Here is an 18998-nt window from a genome sequence, read left to right on the forward strand (position 1 = left end):
ACCCGTGCCACTCTCGCTCGGTTCGGTGTCATGTGACTCGTCCGGCCGGGCGGTCCCGCGCGGCTCAGCCCTGCCGGATGACCAGTTTGCCACCCTGCCGTCGCACACCCACCAGCCCGGGGAGGTCGATCGCTCCCTGGCCGCGCCAGGCGGTGATCAGCCGGTCGACTTCCTCGACGTGCCGGGCGAAGAGCGAACCTGCAGGTGAACCGGCGCGCAGCAGGGCTCGGCGGAGCACTCGGCGGCGGACCGCGGCGGGCAGTGCGTAGAGCGCGGCGACGTCCAGCGCGCCGGTGGCATCGGCCACGCCGCGCTCGGCCTCCGTGGCCCAGGAGTCCAGCGCGTCGGCATCGTCGCGGGAGAGCTGGGCCGTCCGGGCGAGGGCTTCGACGACGCCCTTGCCGAGGGCCTTCTCCAGGGCGGGCAGGCCCTCGTGGCGGAGTCGGGAGCGGGTGTACGAGGGGTCCGTGTTGTGCGGGTCGACCCATACGGGCAGCGACTGGATCAGACAGGCCTTGCGGGCGGTCTGCCGGTCGATGCCGAGGAACGGGCGGCGGTACCGGCCGTCGGCGCCGGAGACGGCGGCCATGCCGGACAGCGAGCGGGTCCCGGAGCCGCGGGCGAGGCCGAGGAGCACGGTCTCGGCCTGGTCGTCGCGGGTGTGGCCGAGGAGGACGGCGTCCGCGCCGTACCGCCGGGCGGCGTCGTCCAGGGCGGCGTACCGGGCGTCGCGGGCGGCCGCTTCGGGGCCGCCGTCCCTGCCCACCTCGACGGTGACGGCCTCGACAGGGTCCAGCCGGAGCGCCTGCATCCGGAGGACGACCTCGGCGGCCCGGGTGTCGGAGCCGTCCTGGAGGCCGTGGTCGACCGTGACGCCGCCCGCGCGGACACCGAGGCGCGGGGCTTCGAAGGCGAGCGCGGAGGCGAGCGCCATGGAGTCTGCGCCGCCGGAACAGGCGGCGAGCACCAGAGGTGGCGGGGCGTCAGGGCCGGACCGCCGGTTGTGGGACGTCAGGACGTCGTGGAGTACGCGGCGGACCGCCAGGCGTATTGCGGCGACCGCTGGATGGGGACCCATGTCCGTTTCCAATCGTTCAGCTGGGGGAGCCACGGGCCGGGCGGCGCGTGCCGTCCGGCCCACCGGGAGCATCTCGGGAGCGAGCGCCGAGGGGGAGCGTGCCGGGCGGCCCCCGGGGCGGTCACTCAGAGTGTCTCGATGGTGACAGAGATGAGCAGTTACCCGAGCATTGCACGCCTCTCCCCGAGCCACGGTCCCTCAGAAGGGTGATTGAGGGTGCGTTCGTCTGTCCTACGGCGCGTCCATATGACTCCGCGTTTCTACGGCGCACCGTCCGCCTTGCGATGCACCCGCGCGACCCAGTCCGCCGGTTTGGCGATCTCCTGCTTGGTCGGGAGCGTGTTCGGCGAGGTCCACACACGGTTGAAGCCGTCCATGCCGACCTCGTCGACGACGGCCCGCACGAAGCGCTCGCCGTCGCGGTACTGGCGCAGCTTGGCGTCCAGGCCCAGCAGCTTGCGCAGCGCCTGGTCCAGACGGCCCGCGCCGCTCGCCCGGCGCTGCTGGAACTTCTCCCGGATCTCCGTCACCGACGGCACGACCTGCGGACCCACGCCGTCCATGACGTAGTCGGCGTGCCCCTCCAGCAGGGACATCACGGCGGTCAGCCGGCCGAGGATCTCGCGCTGCGCCCTGGTCTGCACGAGGTCGACGATGCTGCGGCCGCCGTCCTCGCCCGTCTCGCCCTCGGGCCGGGCGCCGGCGAGCGACTGGGCGGCCTCGCGCAGCCTCTCCAGGAGCGTGCCCGGGTCGATCTCGGTCTCGGCGAGGAACGCCTGCACCTCGCCCTCGATGTGGTCGCGCAGCCACGGCACCGCGGTGAACTGCGTACGGTGCGTCTCTTCGTGCAGGCAGACCCACAGCCGGAAGTCGTGCGGCGCCACTTCCAGCTCGCGTTCGACGTGGACGATGTTCGGCGCGACGAGCAGCAGCCGGCCGCCCCGGGCGCCCGCCGGGAGGTCCCGGGTGGGCGGCGCGAACGTTTCGTACTGGCCGAGTACGCGGGACGCCAGGAACGACAGCAGCATGCCCAGCTCCACGCCGGTGACCTTGCCGCCGACCGCGCCTATCACCGCGCCGCCGGGGAGCGAGGAGCGGCGCTCCTGCATCTTCTCCAGCAGTGGCTTCAGTACGGCGCGGAAGCCGGCCACGTTGGCGCGGATCCAGCCGGGCCGGTCCACGACCAGTACGGGCGTGTCGTGGATCGCGTCCGCGCCGCCGGGCGGCGTCATGCGGGTGAACGCCCGTACGTGCTCCTCGGCGGCCTTGGCGTGCCGGCGCAGCTCGGCGACGACCGCGCGGGCCTCGTCGCGGCTCACCTCAGGGCCTGGCCGTACGAAGCGGGAAGCGGTCGTCACCGCGAGATTCCAGTCGACCATCTCGGCACCACCGATGCTCGTCATGACTTCACGGTACGGGTGCGCCCGGCCGGGGGGTAGCCGATTCGCGGCGAGCGGCGGTACCCGGTCGTCCCGTCTGCGGTACCGGGGTCACCGGCAGCCGCAGTTGGCCACCGCCGAGGCGAGCCGGTCGAGGGACTGCTGCGCCGCGATGCCGTCGCTCGCGCCGTTGGTCATGAAGGCGAAGGTCAGCAGGCGGCCGTCGGCGTCGACGACCGTGCCGGCGAGGGTGTTCACGCCGGTGAGCGTGCCGGTCTTGGCGCGTACGGCACCGGCGCCGGCGGCCTCGTCGGCGTACCGGCTCTCCAGGGTGCCGGTGAAGCCGGCCACGGGGAGGCCGGTGAGGACCGGGCGCAGCTCCGGGTGGTCCGGCGCCGCGGCGAACAGCAGTACGTGGGAGAGCAGGCGCGCCGAGACCCGGTCGTCGCGGTCCAGGCCGCTGCCGTCCTCGAAGGCGGTCCTCGCCACGGGGATGCGGAGCTGGCCGAGAGTGCGCTGCACGGCGCGTCCGCCGCCCTTGAAGGTCGTGGGCTGTCCGGTGGCCACGGCGGTCTGCCGGGCCAGCTGCTCGGCGATGTCGTTGTCGCTGTGGGTGAGCATGCGCTCGACGATCGAGGAGAGCGGCAGGGAGCGGGCCGCGGCCAGCCGGGTGGCGGTGCGGCGCGCGTCGGCGTCCTCGGTCCCGCCGGTGACGTGGATGCCGTGGGCGCGCAGGTCGTCGGCGAAGGCCCGGGCGGCCTCGGCGGACGGGTCGGTGGCGCGGGGCGCGGGGCCGTGGCCGCTGTCGTCCAGGCGGCCCTCGTCGGCGGTGAGGGCGGTGATGGGGGCGAGGTTCTCGTTGGGGCCGATCGGGTGCAGGACCGGTCCCTCGTACAGCGAGTCGTCGTAACGGAGGGTGACCTTCTCCGTGCCGCGCTTCTTGAGGGCGCGGGCGGTGTCGGCGGCGAGGTCACCGAGGGCGGCGGGGCGCTGGGCGGCCGGCGTCCCCTTCGTGGGGGTGCGGGCGGTGAGGGTGGGGTCGCCGCCGCCGACCAGGACGACCTTCGGGGTGCCGTCCTTCGTGCGGCCGTCCTGGACGGCCTTCGTGGTGAAGCGGTGGTCGGGCCCGAGAGCGGTGAGGGCGGCCACGGCGGTACCGAGCTTGATCGTCGAGGCCGGGGTCGCGGTCCGGTCCGGGCGGCTGGCGAAGACCTCGCGGCCGGTGGCGACGTCCATGACCGAGGCGGTACGGACCGGGCCCAGCGACGGAGCCTTCAGCAGGGGCGCCAGGGCGTCCGCGAGGCCGCTGCCGGTGGGCGGGGGCGCGCCGTCCCCGCTGCCCTTCACAGGGGCACCCAGGGCCGCCAGGACGGGTGCCGCGCCCGGGGCGGCCGGTCCGTCACCGTGATGCTCGCCACCTCCGTCGTCCCAACGGGCGGCGCGGGCCCGCTCGGCCGTACGCTGGCCGGAGTCCCACGGACCGGCCACCGCGACCGCACCGGCCGCGACCGCGAGACCGGCGACGGCGGAACCCGCCGTCAGCTGCCACGTCCGTTTGCGCTGGACAGGGGTCTTTCGCCACCACTGACGGGCGAAGTACCACTCGTCGGCCACGAACTGTCCGGCGCCGCGGCCCGCGCCGGCTGCCGCCCGTATGCAGGACCGGCACCTGCCGACCCACCTGACCTGCCACGACCTGGTCTCCGGCACTTTGGACCAGCCCCTTTCGCCACCACACACCTGCGTGGGGGACACTTAATCACCAGACGTATGTGTTGATCATGGAGGAGCCACCCGTGGAGTTCGACGTCACCATCGAGATCCCGAAGGGTTCGCGGAACAAGTACGAGGTGGACCACGAGACCGGTCGGATCCGCCTGGACCGTCGACTCTTCACCTCGACCAGCTACCCGGCGGACTACGGCTTCGTCGAGAACACCCTCGGCGAGGACGGCGACCCGCTGGACGCGCTGGTCATCCTGGACGAGCCGACCTTCCCGGGTTGCCTCATCAAGTGCCGCGCCATCGGCATGTTCCGCATGACCGACGAGGCCGGCGGCGACGACAAGCTGCTGTGCGTCCCCGCCTCGGACCCGCGCGTGGAGCACCTGCGCGACATCCACCACGTGTCGGAGTTCGACCGCCTGGAGATCCAGCACTTCTTCGAGGTCTACAAGGACCTGGAGCCGGGCAAGTCGGTCGAGGGCGCCAACTGGGTGGGCCGCAGCGAGGCCGAGGCCGAGATCGAGGCCTCCTTCAAGCGCCTGGAGGCGCAGGGCGGCAAGCACTGAGCCTGTTCGGCTCGGTTTTTCCGACCACGTGCCGGCGCCGGTAGCCGGTGGTACCGATGGGCGGGCACCTGCGGGTGTCCGCCCATCGGCGTACCGGATGTCCTGAAACTCCCCCGGCTACCGCTGGGAGGTGCCCCCGGGACGGGCCGAACCGTCAGAAGCCGCGCGTGCGCTTCGCGGCGCGGCGGTTGGTGGCGTCCTCGCCTGCCGGGGCCCGGATGAAGAGGCGGGCCACCTCGCCTCCGAGGTTCACGCCGACCGCGATGGCCAGCGCCAGGGAGACCGCCTTGATCAGCGAGGAGATGCCCTCGTTCAGGTTGCCCTGGGCGAAGTTGAGCAGCGCGAAGTACGTCGCACTACCGGGCAGCAGCGGGCCGATGGCCGCCGTGACGTACGGCAGCGCCGAGGCGTAGCGGTACCGCGACAGCAGCTGCCCGAAGAGGCCGACCAGGCCGGCCGCGATCGTCGTGCCGACCACCGGGTTGACGTGGGCCTGCACGAGGACGCCGTACGCCACCCAGGCGACGCCGCCGTTGAACGTCGCGAACAGCACGGTGTGACGTTCCTGCTGAAGCAGCACACAGAAGGCCAGCGCCAGCAGCAGCGAGGCGACGATCTGCACCACCGGCTCGTCGTACGTGCCCAGCGCCTCTTCCGGGTTCAGCGTGTGAGCGCTCAGCTGGACGCCTATGTAGAGCACCCCGAGCACGCCGATCACGATGCCGACGATGAGGTAGCCGACCTCCAGCAGACGGGCGGCCGCGGTGATGTAGTAACCCGTCAGGCCGTCCTGCACGCCGGCCACCAGCGCCCGTCCCGGGATCAGCGCGAAGAGGCCACCGGTGATGACCGCCGACGCCTGCACTCCCGTGTGCGCCATGCTCAGCGCCACGCCCATCGCGGCGGGCGGCATCGCCGCCGCCACGAACTGGTAGAACTCCGGCAGCCCGCGCCCGGAGGCGAGCCAGGCCAGCCGGTCGCCGAGCATGGACCCTATGGCGGCCGCGACGAAGACCGTCAGGCCGCCGCCGACCAGCATGCTCGCCGCGCCGGACAGCAGCCCGGACGCCACGGTGAGCGCCCAGCTGGGGAACGGGTGGCGGTTACGGCGGATCTCGGCGAGGCCGCGGTACGCCTCCTCCAGGGTGATGCCGTCCGAGGTGATGTCGTCGACCAGCCGGAAGACCGCGGAGAGCCGGGTGTAGTCCACGCCGCGCCGGCGGACCGTGCGGCTGGCCGTCACCGGGTCGTCCACCAGCGACGGCTGGTACGAGATCGACAGCAGCGTGAAGGTCACCGTGGGCTCGACGCGCTCCAGGCCGTACGCGTGGGCCACGCCGAACATCGCCGCCTCGACGTCCTCGGCGCCCTCACCGCCCGCGAGCAGGATCTCGCCGATACGGAGGGTGAGGTCGAGGACGCGCGGCACGGCGGGCCCGGACTCGTCGGCGCGCTCGATCCGCTCCGGAGCCGGGCGCTCGGTGACCGGCATCCGCAGCATCGTGCGCATCCGGTCCTGCCACGGGACGTCCTTGGTCAGGCTGATGGCCGGTATGCCGTGCGGCGGGGTGAAGGCGGGCCAGCCGGCGGGCGTGGTGGGCAGCTGGTGGGTGCCCGTGGCCGAACCGTTTCCGCTGCCGTTCGTGCTGGAGCCCGGCGGCGCGAAGGCCGACCCCTCCGGCTCGACGGGCGCCTCGGTCCGCATGCCCTCGGGCACGGTGAACTCGGAGGTGGGGTGCTCGTCCTCGGGCAGTGGGGGGTAGGGCATGCCGAGCGGCGGGGTGAACGCGCTCCGCGCCTCGTCCGATTGGGGTTTGCGGTCCTCGGGGGACTCCGCGTCCGACGCCACTGCTCCTCGCTCCTCGTGCGCCTCTGCCGTCCGTCGTCAAGTGCCACCATGCCTGATCGCCGCCCTTGGCGCGCGGGGCGGGGGGGTCGCAGGGTGGGAATTGGGGGGTGAGTACCCGCCCTGGACGCCGTGAAGGCGCCCCTGGGCCGTTCCGCGGCGGTGCGGAACGGAAGGGACGCCGGAGGGCGGTGCGGTACGGGGTGAAGGGCTGCGCAGCCGGTCAGCGCTTGGCGTGGCGGCCACGGCGGCCGTCGCCCGGAGGCTGCTGAGGGTCCTGCGGGTGCGGCTGCTGCGGCCCCTGCTGAGGCTGCTGCGAAGGTGAATAGTACTGGTCCGACCGGCCTTGCTGCTGCGCGGGTTCCCCGTACGGAGCGTCCCCGGACTGCCCGCCGTACGGGGGCTGCTGGGGCTGCTGCGCCTGCTGTCCGTAGGGCGCCTGCGGGGGCTCCTGACGGCCGTACCGGGGCTGCTGCGGCCGCTGTCCGTAGGCGGCCTGTTCCGGCCGCCCGTACGGCTGCTGTTCCTGGGCCGGTCCCTGCCCGCCCTGCCCGTACTGCTGCTGTCCCTGAGCCTGCTGCTGGCCGCTCTGCCCGTACGGGGCCTGCGCCTGGCCGTACGGGGCCTGTCCCTGGCCGTACGGGGCCTGTCCCTGGCCGTAGGAGGTCTGTCCCTGGCCGTAGGGCGGCTCCTGACGGCCGTACGGCTGCTGCTGGTGGCCGTACGGGGGCCGCTCCTGTCCGCCGCCGTACGGGGCCTCGTGGCCGCCCCGACCGTCCTGTCCGCCGCCGTACGGGGCGCGCTGCTGCCCGCCCGTCGTGCCGTACGGCGCGCGGTCCTCGTCCTGCGGGATGCGCGGCATCGGCTGGGTGGCGTCCGTGGGGCCGCCCGTGGCCGGACCGGCCGCCGGCGCGTCCTCGCCCGCCGCGGCCGCCTTCTTGGCCTTGCTGCGGCCGCGGAGGTACTCGATGACGATCGGGACGACGGAGATCAGCACGATGAGGACGAGGATCGCCTCGATGTTCTTGTGCACGAACTCGACGCCGCCCAGCGCCGCGCCCAGCAGCGTCACGCCCGCACCCCACAGGGCGCCGCCGATGACGTTGAAGATGAGGAACGAGCGGTAGTTCATCCGGCTGACGCCCGCGATGATCGGCGTGAAGGTGCGCACGATCGGCACGAACCTGGCCAGGATCAGCGACTTCGGGCCGTGCTTCTCGAAGAACTCGTGCGCCTTCTCGACGTTCTCCTGCTTGAACAGCTTGGAGTCGGGCCGCTTGAACAGCGACGGCCCGACCTTCCGGCCGAAGAGATAGCCCGCCTGGTCACCGAGGACCGCCGCCAGCACGATCAGCGCGCACACCAGCCACAGCGGCCGGTCCAGCTTGCCCGCCGTGACCAGCAGGCCGGTGGTGAACAGCAGGGAGTCGCCGGGCAGGAAGAACCCGATCAGCAGACCGGACTCCGCGAAGACGATGACCAGCACGCCGATCAGGCCGAAGGTGCCGATCAGGTAGTCCGGGTCCAGCCACTGGGGGCCGAGCGCGAGAGTGTTCACGGTGGGCAGGGCTCCTGGGTCGAGGGCGCCGGATCGGGCAGTACGCGGAATGCGGGGTACAGGCGCATTGTGCGGCCCAAAGCTATCAACGCCTCATGACGCCCCTTGGTTCCAGCTGTCGGTACGCCCGCCCGGGCACCGGAACCGGACGGTCCGCCGCCCGGTCCCGGTGCCCGCCCCCGCTCGCCCTCAGGAATGGCGGACCGCGTTCGCCAGCAACGCGTCCCGCATGTAGACCGCGAGCCCCGGCCTGATCGCCTCGTACGTGGCGGTGAACCGCTCGTCCGAGACGTACATCTCGCCGAGACGGGAGTGCAGCTCGTGCGTGCACTCGTAGTGATGCCGGCCGATGAACCGGCGGTGGTCCTCGGCCACGTCCATCGCCGCCTCGGAGTCGGCGGGCACGCCCTCTGCGAGCAGCTCACCCATCCGGCGGTGGATCGCGTCGAAGTCCGCCGTCAGCCGCTTCCAGTCCTCCTTGGTGTACGAGGCGGCGCGGCGCTGCGTCTCCTGGTACGCGTCGGTGTGGCCCCAGCGGCGCTCGACCTCCTCCGCGTACCGGTCGGGGTCGTGGTCGCCGAAGACCTCGAACTTCTCCTCGGGACTGAGATCGATACCCATCCTGCGTGCCTCCATCGCTGTCTTCACGGCCGCGGCCATCTCCTGGAGCCGGGTGATCCGGGCGGTCAGCAGGTCGTGCTGGCGCCTCAGGTGGTCCTGAGGGTCCGCGTCCGGGTCGTCCAGGAGGACGGCGACCTCGTCGAGCGGGAAGCCGAGCTCGCGGTAGAACAGGACCCGCTGCAGCCGGTCGAGGTCGGCGTCGTCGTAGCGCCGGTGGCCCGCGTGGTTGCGCGCGCTCGGCGAGAGCAGCCCGATCTCGTCGTAGTGGTGCAGGGCGCGCACGGTGACGCCGGCGAACCCGGCGACCTGTCCCACGGAGTACGTCATCTCCGCTCCCTTCTCGGTACGCGCTTCACGATGGGTCCTCACGTCGCGTGAGGTGCAAGTCCGGATGCCGGAAGAAGGTGAAGGGCGGATACAACCAGTGGCATCCTTCGGCCATGCTGGGGATAACGGATCTTCCTACGTATCTCGCCGGGCTGGCGCTGATCATCCTGCTGCCTGGCCCGAACTCGCTGTACGTCGTCTCCGTGGCGGCGCGGCGCGGCCCGAAGGTGGCCTACCGCGCGGCCGCCGGTGTGCTGTGCGGAGACACGGTGCTGATGACGCTCTCCGCGGGTGGTGTGGCGTCGCTGCTGCAGGCCAGCCCGCTGGCCTTCGGGATCGTGAAGTTCGCGGGTGCGGGCTACCTGACATGGCTGGCCATCGGGATGCTGCGCGGCGCGGTGGCGCTCTGGCGCGGCCGGGAGGCCCGTGAGGCCACGAAGGAGGGCGCTGCCGCGCGCCCCAAGGAGGACAACGAACGGCCGTACCGCCGCGCCCTCGTGGTGAGCCTGCTCAACCCGAAGGCGATCCTGTTCTTCATCTCCTTCTTCGTGCAGTTCGTCGACCCGCACTACGCGCACCAGACGCTGTCCTTCCTGGCGCTCGGCGCGTGGGCCCAGCTGTTCAGCTTCACGTACCTGTCGATCCTGATCTTCAGCGGCACCTACCTGGCGGCGACCTTCCGCAAGCGCCGGCGCCTCACCGCGGGGCTGACCGCGGGCGCCGGCGCCGCGTTCCTGGGGTTCGCGGCGAAGCTGTCGACGGCCGGCAGCTGACCCGTACGGCCGGCGGTCAGGCGGAGGGCCGCCCGCCCCCGGAGAAGGGCGGCTTGTCCGCGAACGGGTTCTCGGCGCCCTCCGGGAGGACGCCGACGAACGGCTCGCCCTCGCCCGCGAAGACGTACGCGCCGCCTTCGATGCGGGCGATCAGGGAGCGGGCCCAGGCCACCCCGGTGTCCGCAGCGTGCACCCACATGTTCATGATCTCGCCGATGTGGCCGAGCTGCTCCGGGCCGCCCTCGGGGACGTAGTGCCCGGTGACCTCGGCACGCCAGGCCTCCAGGTCCCGGACCCGCTCCGTCAGCAGGGCCGCGACCTCCTCGCGGGGCAGATCGACCATGAAGCCGATGCCGGCGCTCAGCACGTCCAGCTTCTGGTCGTGCCGGGAGAGCGCGGCCCGCAGCAGCGTGAAGTACTCCGCCTCGCCGGCGTCCGTCAGCTCGTACTCCGTGCGGGGCGGGCCGCCGGCCGTGCTCGGCGCCGTCTCGTGCGCGTACAGCAGTCCCTGCTTGGCCAGCTGCTTCAGCGCGTGGTAGATCGAGCCGGGCTTGGCGTGGGACCACTCGTGGGCGCCCCAGTACTCCAGGTCGTTCCGTACCTGGTAGCCGTGGGTCCGGCCGTGCTGCCGCACGGCTCCCAGTACCAGCAGCCGGATCGCCGACATCGCTCCGCGCTCTCCTCGTCCCCGGAAGTGGCCTTTCCGGTGAGCACGCTACTGCCCGGCGGCGGCCGCCCCCTGCTGACCCTACTTCTCGGCCTTCTCGGCCTGCTCGTCCTTCTCGGCGTTCTCGGCGTTCTCGCGCAGCGCCCGCTCCTCGTCCACCAGGCCGAAGGCGGTCCTGCCGTCCAGGGACTCGCGGATGATGTCGGCGTGGCCGGCGTGCCGGGCGGTCTCCTCGATGAGGTGCAGCATCAGCCAGCGCATGGACTGCCGGGCCTGCGGCGGGAACCAGGGCGCTTCGGGCAGCGGGAAGGTGTCGTCCAGGCTGGGCACCGCCCGGATGAACTCCTCGGTCTCCTGGGCCACGCGGTCGTAGAAGGCGAGCATGCCGGCGACCGACTCGTCCTCCGTCAACCGGAAGCTGAGATGCCAGTTGCTCTGGTCCCGCTCGATGGTGGAGGGGCGCTGCTTGGCCATGTCCAGCCAGTTCAGCTCGGTCTCCGCGACGTGCTTGAGCAGCCCGGAGAGGGACAGCTCGCTGGCGCTCGGGCGGCTCCCGGCCGCCTCGTCGGTCAGCCCGAGGAGCGCACGGCGGAGCCCCCCGCGCTGCGCATCGAGGAACTGCAGGAGCGCGCCGCGCTCGTCACCCTGGGCCTCGGCAGGTACGTGAGTGGGCATGGCAGCCGCCTTTCGTCGCTTCGGGCGTCGGGGTTTCTCCCTCCGACACCGCTGAAGCTACGGGCCCTTGCGGACAGGTGCTGTCCGCAAGGGCCGGGCTCTTCAAGACAACGCTGCGCGGCCGCTCGGACAAGCCGCTCGGACAGGCCGCTCAGAACGGGAAGAGCGTCCGTTCGTGCTGGATCGACACCCACTTCTGCGTGGTGAAGGCGTCCACCGTCGAGTCCCCGTTGAGCCGGCCGACGCCGGACGCCTTCTCGCCGCCGAAGGCGACCAGCGGCTCGTCGTGGACCGTGCTGTCGTTGATGTGGATCATGCCGGTCTCGATCCGCTGCGCCACTCGTGCGCCGCGCTCCACGTTGCCCGTGTGCACCGCGCCGCTCAGCCCGTACGGGGAGTCGTTGGCCAGCCGGACCGCCTCGTCCTCGCCGTCGAAGGAGCGGAGCAGCACCACCGGGCCGAAGATCTCCTGCGCGTACAGTGCGGAGTCGGCCGGCAGCCCGGCCAGCACCGTCGGCTCGACCAGGTTGCCCTGCGTACGGCCGCGCACGAGGGGCGTGGCGCCCTCGGCGATCGCCCGCTCCACCAGCGCGGTCAGCGCATCGGCCTGGAAGCTGTTGATGAGCGGTCCGATGTGGGTGTCCGGGTCGCGCGGGTCGCCGGTGCGCAACTTCTTGACCTTGGCCACGAACTTCTCGGTGAACTCCGCCTCGACCCGGCGGTCCACAAGGACGCGGTTGGCCGCCATGCAGACCTGGCCCTGGTACACGAAGCGGCTGAAGACCGCGGCGTCCACGGCGTAGTCGATGTCCGCGTCGTCCAGCACGATCAGCGCGCTGTTGCCGCTCAGCTCCAGGACGGCCCGCTTGAAGTGGCCCGCGGTGACGGCGGCGACATGGCGGCCGACCTTGTCGGAGCCGGTGAAGGAGATGACGCGCGGCACCGGGTGCTCGATGAGCGCGTCACCGATCTCGGCGATGTCGGTGATCAGGACGTTCAGCAGGCCGGCCGGCAGCCCGGCGTCCTCGAAGATCTTGGCGATCAGGCCGCCGCCGACCACCGGGGTGTTCTGGTTGGGCTTGACGACGACGGCGTTGCCCAGCGCCAGCGCGGGCGCCACCGACTTCAAGGTGACCAGGAACGGGAAGTTGTACGGGCTGATCACGCCGATGACGCCGACGGGGAGCCGGTAGACGCGGTTCTCCTTGCCGTCCACGGGGGACGGCACGATGCGGCCCTCAGGGCGGAGCGCCAGCTGCACCGCTTCGCGCAGGAACTCCTGTGCCGTGCGCACTTCGTAGGAGGCCTTGAGGCGCGTACCGCCGAGCTCGACGACGATCGCCTCGATGATGTCGTCCTCGCGCTCCTGGACGATGCGCAGCGCGTTCTCGAATATCAGCCGGCGGCTGTACGGGTTGGTCCGCGCCCATTCTCGTTGCGCGCGTTCGGCCGCCCGATAGGCCTCGTCGACCTGGTCCACGCCCGCGACGGTGACCGACGCCAGCTTTTCCTGGTCGTACGGGTTGAAATCGATGATGTCCCACGAGCCGCTACCGACCCGCCACTCACCGTCGATGTACTGGTAGGCCAGGTCGGAGAAGAAGGACATGGTCGTTCCTACTCTGTGCGGGCGCCTGTGGGGTGGCTGATCCGACGTCATTCTACTGACGAGTCACGTCAATTGGAGCAGACCGCGAAGAAGATCCCGAGTGCGGGACGGATCGAGGCTCTCTTCCTGGAGGCTGGACATCACCCGCTCGTACTGGCCGACCTCCTCCGCCTTGTCCAGATACAGCGCACTGGTGAGCTGTTCCAGATAGACGATGTCCGAGAGATCGGACTCGGGAAAGCGCAGCATCGTGAAGGCGCCGCTCTCGCCCGCGTGCCCGCCGAAATTGAACGGCACGACCTGCAGCCGCACGTTCGGGCGCTCGGATATGTCGATGAGGTGCTGGAGTTGACCGCGCATGACGGTGCGGTCTCCGTAGGGGCGGCGCAGCGCCGCCTCGTCCAGCACGCAGTCGAACTGCGGCGCCCGTTCGGCGATGAGGAGCTTCTGCCGTTCCTGGCGCAGCGCGACGCGGCGGTCGATCTCGGAGGCGGCGGCGTCGGGCATGCCGCGGCTGACGACGGCGTGCGCGTACCCCTCCGTCTGCAGAAGACCGTGCACGAACTGCACTTCATAGGTGCGGATGTGCGAGGCAGCCCCTTCCAGTCCCACATATGTCTGGAACCAGCCGGGGAGCACGTCGCCGAAACTGTGCCACCAGCCCGCCACATTGGCCTCCCGGGCCAGCCCGAGGAGGGAGTCACGCTCGGCCTCGTCACCGACGCCGTAGAGGGTGAGCAGGTCCGCCACGTCCCGCGCCTTGAAGCTCACCCGGCCCAGCTCCATCCGACTGATCTTCGATTCCGAAGCGCGGATCGAGTAGCCGGCAGCCTCACGTGTTATCCCGCGGGACTCTCGCAGCCTCCGCAGCTGCGACCCCAGCAGGATGCGCCGCACCACAGATCCGCTCGACTCACTTGCGGTCACAACTCAGACCCTCCCGTGGCCCACCCCGTCCAACAGTGAGCGGCAGTCTGCCACGTCCGGGCTCCGTTGCGTGCTCAACCGGTTACGGATATGAGCCCCTTCAGGCACTGCTGGTAAAGAGCTGGACAACTGGTCGTAGGAAGAATTACGTCGGAATACCCACGGCCATACACAAAGTGGACGTCTGCACGTGCATCTGCCCTTGCATCTGCCGTACGCATTCGGAACCATGGACCTCGCACACATGCACGCTCGTGAAAGACCCGCGAGATCTGGGCACACCCGTCTGGATCGTGACGTCCGCGAACGCCAGGAGTGCCTCGCATGGGGACCAAGGTTTCGACCATGCTCGCGCCGTTATGGCAGGGGCTTCCGCCAGTCGACCCCGCAGCCATATCAGGCGCCGTCACCTGGACCCTGCGACCGCAGTACGAATCGGTACGCGGTGCCCGCCAGTTCACCCGGGAAACGCTGCAGCGCTGGAACATGGACGAGCTCTTCGACAGCGTCGCGCTGGTCGTGTCCGAGCTGGTCACCAACGCGCTGCGGCACGCGGCTCCCGAACGGGACGACTCGGCGGAAGGTGCCGCGTACGAAGAGGCCTACGGGGCCGCCGCCGCGACTCCCCCGAAGCTGCACCTGATCCGCTGGGCGGGCTGGCTGGTCTGCGCCGTGCGGGACTGCAGCGACGCCTCCCCCATCGAGGGCGAGGCGGACTTCTCCGCCGAATCCGGGCGCGGGCTCTACCTGGTGGACTCCTTCAGCGACAGCTGGGGCTGGCACCGGCTGGAGGACGCCGCGCACGGCAAGGTCGTCTGGGCGCTCTTCGACCTGCCTCAGGTGCCGGCCCAGGCAGCGGCCCCCAAGGCGAGCTGAACACCTCCCGCCGCCATTCGCACAGATATATGCACGTGCAGATGTCTTTTGCAGGCGCAGCGGTCACTTCAGTAGCGACAACCGCTTTCGTGCGACTCCGCGAGCGGCCCCTTACGGGCCGGTAATCCGCCTGTCGGGCAGCCGGCCGTCAGTCCCGCACAAGGTGATCGAATTCACCATCTTTGATGCCGAGCAGCATCGCCTCGATCTCGGCCGGCGTGTAGACGAGCGCGGGACCTTCCGGAAAACGGGAATTGCGCACGGCGACGTCGCCGCCCGCCAACTTGGCGAACTCCACGCAGGAACCCTGCGAGTTGCTGTGTTGGCTCTTCTGCCACACCACTCCGACGAGATCCGATGCGGCCATGCCGTTGTACGCGTGGGGCACAGGACTCTCCCGGTGAGAAATGGTGTCAACTGCCCGGGATCATAACTCTGTTCATATGCCGATGCTCGCGCAGATGCACGTGCACGACAGCGGGTGGCCAGCCCGTCACAGCTCGTCGAGCCCGTTCGTGTCCGCCGGACGCCTTCCCCGCCACCCGCTCCCCCATGCCCGGCGGAGTACGGTCAGCGCGAGGCGTAGGGCAGCAGCGCCATCTCCCGGGCGTTCTTGATCGCCGCGGCGATCTGCCGCTGCTGCTGTGCAGAAACCCTGGTGATGCGGCGGCTGCGGATCTTGCCGCGATCGGAAAGGAACTTCCGCAGCAGGTCGGTGTCCTTGTAGTCGACGTACGTGATCCCGGCCGCGTCGAGCGGGTTGGGACGCGGCGCGCTCTTCTTGCGCGCATCGGGGCGACGGGGCATGACAGACATATCCTTACGAACTCATACGGTCAAAAGACGACCGAGAATTGATGTAGTTGCATGACGCACTCGTATGGCGGTTGGCGGACGCGCCCTACGGCACCGGGTCGAGAAGCGCGTCGAACGCGGTGGACAGCCGCCGCCAGTGGTCCCGGCCCCTCGCGTACTCCTCATCGGTGAGCAGGCAGGACTCCAGCAGCGCCGTCAGCCCTTCCCGGTCCAGGCCGGGCGAGGTGAAGACCAGGTGCTGCGCCCGGTCGCCGTGTTCGGGGTCCCAGTCCAGCGCCGCCGCGGCCCGGCGCATCGGCGGCACCATCTCCCAGGCGGCGTCCGGGAGGGAGGCGAGCCAGGGCCCGGTGTTCTCCACGCAGAGCGCGCCGCCCGCGGCGTCCCAGGACAGCAGCGTGTCCGGCCGGTCGGCCAGCCAGAAGCGGCCCCGGCTGCGCGCGGCGGCACAGCACAGGTCCTCCAGCGCGGCGTGCAGCCGTCCCGGGTGGAACGGCCGCGTACGGTGCCACACCAGGGTCGAGACGTCCTCCTCCTCGGCCTCCTGGGGCAGCAGAGCACAGGCCGGGTGCTGGCGCGCGGCGGCTGCCGCCACGTCGAAGCCCGCCGTCGCCGCGGCCACCAGCTCCGGCGACTCCACCGGGATGCGCCGCGCCGTGGGGTGCAGCTGGGTCAGCAGCGCGTGGTCCGCCGCGTCGCCCGGCTCCTCGTCGGGCGCGAGGACCAGCGCCGAGGGGTACTCCAGCTGGCGCGCCCAGGTGTCCGCGACGGTGCGCTGATCCGAGGCGGCGGCCGCGAGGCCCGCCTCGGCGAGGTCGTCGCCGCACCCGAGGTAGGGCAGCAGCAGCGCCGGGTCGACGGCCGTCATGACCCCGGTCAGCACCAGCGACTCGCCGCCGCAGGCGTCGATCACCTCGGCCATCGCCTTGGGCTCGACGGAGTCCCACAGCTCCACGACGGCCAGCCGGCAGGTGCGGCCGTCCGCCAGCCGCTCCAGTTCGGGCACCAGGTCCTCGCGCAGCGCGCAGCACGCGCAGTCGTTGACCAGCGGCGCCTCGCCGCTGTCCAGCGGCCCGGTGACGTCCCGCACGGTGCGGCGCACGCGGCCGTCGGCGGCGGTGGCGAGGTCGTGGTGGAGCGCGACGCTGCCGGGGACCCGGCGCAGCAGCTGCTCGACGGCGGCCCGGCGGGCTTCCGCGTGCAGCCCGCCGACGATCACCACGGAGAGCCGGTCGCGGTCCATCAGCGGTCCCCGCGCTCGCTGTCGGCCGCGCGCCGGGCGCCGGGCGTCCGCGCGCCGTAGCGGCGCTCGAAGCGCTCGACGCGGCCCGCGGTGTCCAGTACGCGCGCCGTCCCCGTGTAGAAGGGGTGGCTCGCCGACGAGATCTCCACGTCGACCACCGGGTAGGTGTTGCCGTCCTCCCACTCGACCGTCTTGTCGCTGGTGGCGGTCGACCGGGTGAGGAAGGCGAAGTCGGCGGCCCGGTCGCGGAAGACGACGGGCCCGTAGGCGGGGTGGATTCCAGGCTTCATGACGCTGCTCAGCGCTCCTCTCGGAAGTCGACGTGCCGGCCGACGACCGGGTCGTACTTCTTCAGCACCAGTCGGTCGGGGTGGTTACGGCGGTTCTTGCGGGTGACGTACGTGTAGCCCGTGCCGGCGGTGGACCGGAGCTTGATCACGGGACGTAGTTCGTTGCGGGCCATACGGGCTACTATACAGAAACGGTTTCCATTTTCATTAAGAGCTCAGCAGGAGGTAGCTCACTGTGTCCGCCCACTGCCAGCTGACCGGCCGCGCGCCGGCTTTCGGCAACTCGATCTCCCACTCGCACCGGCGCACGTCCCGCCGCTTCGACCCCAACATCCAGCGCAAGCGCTACTGGCTGCCGAGCGAGAACCGCCACGTCCGCCTGCGGCTGAGCGCCAGGGCGATCAAGACCGTCGACACCATCGGCATCGAAGCCGCCGTCGCCCGCATCCGTGCCCGAGGGGAGCGCGTCTGACATGGCCAAGAAGAGCAAGATCGCGAAGAACGAGAAGCGCCGCGTCGTCGTCGCCCGGTACGCGGCCCGCCGCGCCGCCCTGAAGGCGATCATCCGCGACCCGAAGACGGCGGACGAGGAGCGGTACGCCGCGCAGCGCGAGCTGGCCCGCCAGCCGCGCGACGCCAGCGCCACCCGGGTCCGCAACCGCGACAGCATCGACGGCCGGCCGCGCGGCTACTTCCGCGCCTTCGGGCTGTCCCGGGTCAATCTGCGCGGCCAGGCACACGCCGGCCACCTGCCGGGCGTCACGAAGTCCAGCTGGTAGGCCACCCGGCGGCACCGGGGCCGAGGCGCGTTCACCCGCCCCTCGGCCCCGGTTTCCCTTTCGTACCCCTGTACGGGGCATACTGAGCGGAACGCCCGATTCCGTACCGCGCGTACGGGCGCGCGGCTGCGCACCCCACGGGAACGCACCCCTACGAGAGCGAGCCCTCATGTTCCGCAATGCCCTCGAGCCCTGGCACCTGGTGCTGATCCTCGCGGTCCTCGTCCTGCTCTTCGGCTCGAAGAAGCTGCCCGACATGGCCCGCGGCGTCGGCAAGTCGATGCGCATCCTGAAGTCCGAGACGAAGGCCATGAAGGCCGAGGCGACCGGGACGGCCGGTACGGAGAGCCCCGAGCGGCCCCGGGCGACCGTCGACGCCGGCCGGGAGTGACGGCTCCCCCGGCACGGGCGTAGCCGGGACCTGCGTCAGAAGGTCCAGAGGAACTCCTCCATGACCGACGCCAGGGTCACCGGCGTCTCGTGCATCGGGTAGTGGCCGGCGCCCGGAATGGTGACGACCTCGGCGTTCGGGTACCAGGCCTGCCACGTGGCCCGCATGACGTCGGCGGTCAGGGCGAGGTCGTGCTCGCCGACCACGAGGCGCACGGGGACGGTGTTGCCGCGCACCGCATCCGAGAGGTCCAGCGTGTGCCAGCTGGCGAGGTAGCGGGCGTGCGCCTCCTGGCGGGAGGCCGCCATCGAGTGGCTGATCATCCGCTGCTGCCACACCCGGCCCGTACGGTGGCCGGTCACGAGGTCGAGGATCGCGCGGCGCTTCTCGGGGTCCTCGGACGCACCGTAGAAGAGTGCGCGCGTCGGCTCGTCCATCGGGTACGGCCCTGCGGGCACGGGGGCGAGGCCGAGCAGGCGGGTGACCCGGCCGGGCGCGCGGACCAGCACCTGCTGGCTCGCCTTGGCCCCCATGGAGTGTCCGACCAGCGCGAAGCGGTCCCAGCCGAGCTGGTCGGCGAGGGCGAGCACGTCGTCGGCGATCTCCGCGAGGTCGTAGCGGCCGGGCACGTCCCTGCGCTCGCCGTACCCGCGGTAGTCGAGCAGCGCATATGTGAAGGCGTCGCCGTCGAGGTACTCCAGGGCCGCGCCCCAGGCCGCACACGTGTCGAACCAGTCGTGCAGCACGATGACGTGGCGCGGGCCGGCGCCCACGAGACGGTGCGTGACGGACTGCTCGGTTCTGGTCATGCGGCGGCTCCCTCATAGGTGTCCGGTCCCGTGGTGCTCGCCTCGT

Annotated in this window: 22 protein-coding genes; 6 read left to right on the forward strand and 16 right to left on the reverse strand. The window is 71.3% G+C overall.

Going from position 1 to position 18998, the window contains the following annotated elements:
• Positions 1-64: 64 nt before the first annotated feature.
• The 3 genes from tilS to dacB form a co-directional block, all read right to left on the reverse strand.
• Positions 65-1078, reverse strand: a complete 1014-nt coding sequence (tilS, locus tag IF20_RS16840; protein WP_052866023.1) for a tRNA lysidine(34) synthetase TilS — start codon at positions 1076-1078, stop codon at positions 65-67.
• A gap of 260 nt (positions 1079-1338) precedes the next feature.
• Entirely contained in the window at positions 1339-2481 is a 1143-nt protein-coding gene (locus IF20_RS16845) for a zinc-dependent metalloprotease (RefSeq protein ID WP_052866024.1), read from the reverse strand.
• 87 nt (positions 2482-2568) lie between these two features.
• On the reverse strand, positions 2569-4167 hold the full coding sequence (gene dacB / locus IF20_RS16850) for a D-alanyl-D-alanine carboxypeptidase/D-alanyl-D-alanine endopeptidase (protein WP_052866025.1): 1599 nt from the start codon (positions 4165-4167) through the stop codon (positions 2569-2571).
• Positions 4168-4253: 86 nt separating this feature from the next.
• Here dacB and IF20_RS16855 point away from each other — a divergent pair, with 86 nt between their 5' ends.
• Positions 4254-4748: an inorganic diphosphatase gene (locus IF20_RS16855; RefSeq protein ID WP_030260327.1), complete on the forward strand. Its 495-nt coding sequence runs from the start codon at positions 4254-4256 to the stop codon at positions 4746-4748.
• A gap of 154 nt (positions 4749-4902) precedes the next feature.
• Here IF20_RS16855 and IF20_RS16860 read toward each other — a convergent pair whose 3' ends face one another.
• The 3 genes from IF20_RS16860 to IF20_RS16870 form a co-directional block, all read right to left on the reverse strand.
• Positions 4903-6597: a threonine/serine exporter family protein gene (locus IF20_RS16860; protein WP_052866026.1), complete on the reverse strand. Its 1695-nt coding sequence runs from the start codon at positions 6595-6597 to the stop codon at positions 4903-4905.
• A gap of 220 nt (positions 6598-6817) precedes the next feature.
• Positions 6818-8152: a DedA family protein gene (locus IF20_RS39980; protein ID WP_052866027.1), complete on the reverse strand. Its 1335-nt coding sequence runs from the start codon at positions 8150-8152 to the stop codon at positions 6818-6820.
• Positions 8153-8341: 189 nt separating this feature from the next.
• Positions 8342-9100, reverse strand: coding sequence for a MerR family transcriptional regulator (locus IF20_RS16870; protein ID WP_052866028.1), 759 nt, complete (start codon positions 9098-9100; stop codon positions 8342-8344).
• Between the two features lie 113 nt (positions 9101-9213).
• Between IF20_RS16870 and leuE the strand changes: the two genes are divergently transcribed.
• Positions 9214-9873, forward strand: coding sequence for a leucine efflux protein LeuE (leuE, locus tag IF20_RS16875; protein ID WP_052866029.1), 660 nt, complete (start codon positions 9214-9216; stop codon positions 9871-9873).
• 16 nt (positions 9874-9889) lie between these two features.
• Here the strand turns inward: leuE and IF20_RS16880 are convergent, their stop codons facing one another.
• The 4 genes from IF20_RS16880 to IF20_RS16895 form a co-directional block, all read right to left on the reverse strand.
• Positions 9890-10540, reverse strand: a complete 651-nt coding sequence (locus tag IF20_RS16880; protein ID WP_052866030.1) for a PadR family transcriptional regulator — start codon at positions 10538-10540, stop codon at positions 9890-9892.
• An 81-nt stretch (positions 10541-10621) separates the two neighbouring features.
• Positions 10622-11215 (reverse strand): DinB family protein, encoded by a 594-nt coding sequence (locus IF20_RS16885; protein ID WP_052866031.1) that lies wholly within the window; start codon positions 11213-11215, stop codon positions 10622-10624.
• Positions 11216-11366: 151 nt separating this feature from the next.
• Complete coding sequence (locus tag IF20_RS16890; protein ID WP_052866032.1) at positions 11367-12824, reverse strand: aldehyde dehydrogenase family protein; 1458 nt, start codon at positions 12822-12824, stop codon at positions 11367-11369.
• Positions 12825-12887: 63 nt separating this feature from the next.
• Positions 12888-13751, reverse strand: a complete 864-nt coding sequence (locus IF20_RS16895) for a helix-turn-helix domain-containing protein (RefSeq protein WP_110944247.1) — start codon at positions 13749-13751, stop codon at positions 12888-12890.
• Between the two features lie 324 nt (positions 13752-14075).
• Here IF20_RS16895 and IF20_RS16900 point away from each other — a divergent pair, with 324 nt between their 5' ends.
• A complete protein-coding gene (locus IF20_RS16900) occupies positions 14076-14627 on the forward strand; it encodes an ATP-binding protein (RefSeq protein ID WP_199896634.1) in 552 nt (183 codons plus the stop codon).
• Positions 14628-14775: 148 nt separating this feature from the next.
• On the opposite strand, the gene IF20_RS16905 is transcribed toward IF20_RS16900, so the two are convergent.
• From IF20_RS16905 to rpmG, 5 genes are all read right to left on the reverse strand, one after another.
• Positions 14776-15015: a DUF397 domain-containing protein gene (locus IF20_RS16905; RefSeq protein ID WP_052866033.1), complete on the reverse strand. Its 240-nt coding sequence runs from the start codon at positions 15013-15015 to the stop codon at positions 14776-14778.
• A 182-nt stretch (positions 15016-15197) separates the two neighbouring features.
• A complete protein-coding gene (rpsR, locus tag IF20_RS16910) occupies positions 15198-15434 on the reverse strand; it encodes a 30S ribosomal protein S18 (protein ID WP_052866034.1) in 237 nt (78 codons plus the stop codon).
• A 94-nt stretch (positions 15435-15528) separates the two neighbouring features.
• Entirely contained in the window at positions 15529-16683 is a 1155-nt protein-coding gene (locus IF20_RS16915; protein WP_052866035.1) for a CobW family GTP-binding protein, read from the reverse strand.
• Positions 16683-16973 carry a type B 50S ribosomal protein L31 gene (locus IF20_RS16920; RefSeq protein WP_052866036.1) on the reverse strand — a complete coding sequence of 97 codons (291 nt, stop codon included), beginning with the start codon at positions 16971-16973 and terminating at the stop codon, positions 16683-16685. Before IF20_RS16920 ends, IF20_RS16915 begins: the two co-directional genes overlap by 1 nt.
• Before the next feature lie 8 nt (positions 16974-16981).
• The gene (gene rpmG / locus IF20_RS16925; RefSeq protein WP_052866037.1) at positions 16982-17146 is read right to left on the reverse strand and encodes a 50S ribosomal protein L33; all 165 of its coding nucleotides are present in this window, start codon (positions 17144-17146) and stop codon (positions 16982-16984) included.
• Positions 17147-17208: 62 nt separating this feature from the next.
• Between rpmG and rpmB the strand changes: the two genes are divergently transcribed.
• The 3 genes from rpmB (at position 17209) to tatA (ending at position 18143) form a co-directional block, all read left to right on the forward strand.
• On the forward strand, positions 17209-17445 hold the full coding sequence (gene rpmB / locus IF20_RS16930) for a 50S ribosomal protein L28 (protein WP_052866038.1): 237 nt from the start codon (positions 17209-17211) through the stop codon (positions 17443-17445).
• Position 17446: 1 nt separating this feature from the next.
• Complete coding sequence (rpsN, locus tag IF20_RS16935; protein WP_052866039.1) at positions 17447-17752, forward strand: 30S ribosomal protein S14; 306 nt, start codon at positions 17447-17449, stop codon at positions 17750-17752.
• Between the two features lie 169 nt (positions 17753-17921).
• On the forward strand, positions 17922-18143 hold the full coding sequence (gene tatA / locus IF20_RS16940) for a Sec-independent protein translocase subunit TatA (RefSeq protein ID WP_052866040.1): 222 nt from the start codon (positions 17922-17924) through the stop codon (positions 18141-18143).
• A gap of 35 nt (positions 18144-18178) precedes the next feature.
• On the opposite strand, the gene IF20_RS16945 is transcribed toward tatA, so the two are convergent.
• A complete protein-coding gene (locus IF20_RS16945) occupies positions 18179-18952 on the reverse strand; it encodes an alpha/beta fold hydrolase (protein WP_052866041.1) in 774 nt (257 codons plus the stop codon).
• Between the last annotated feature and the right edge of the window lie 46 nt (positions 18953-18998).

Origin of the sequence: Streptomyces niger (assembly GCF_000718305.1) — a bacterium.
Classification (GTDB): Bacteria; Actinomycetota; Actinomycetes; order Streptomycetales; family Streptomycetaceae; genus Streptomyces; species Streptomyces niger.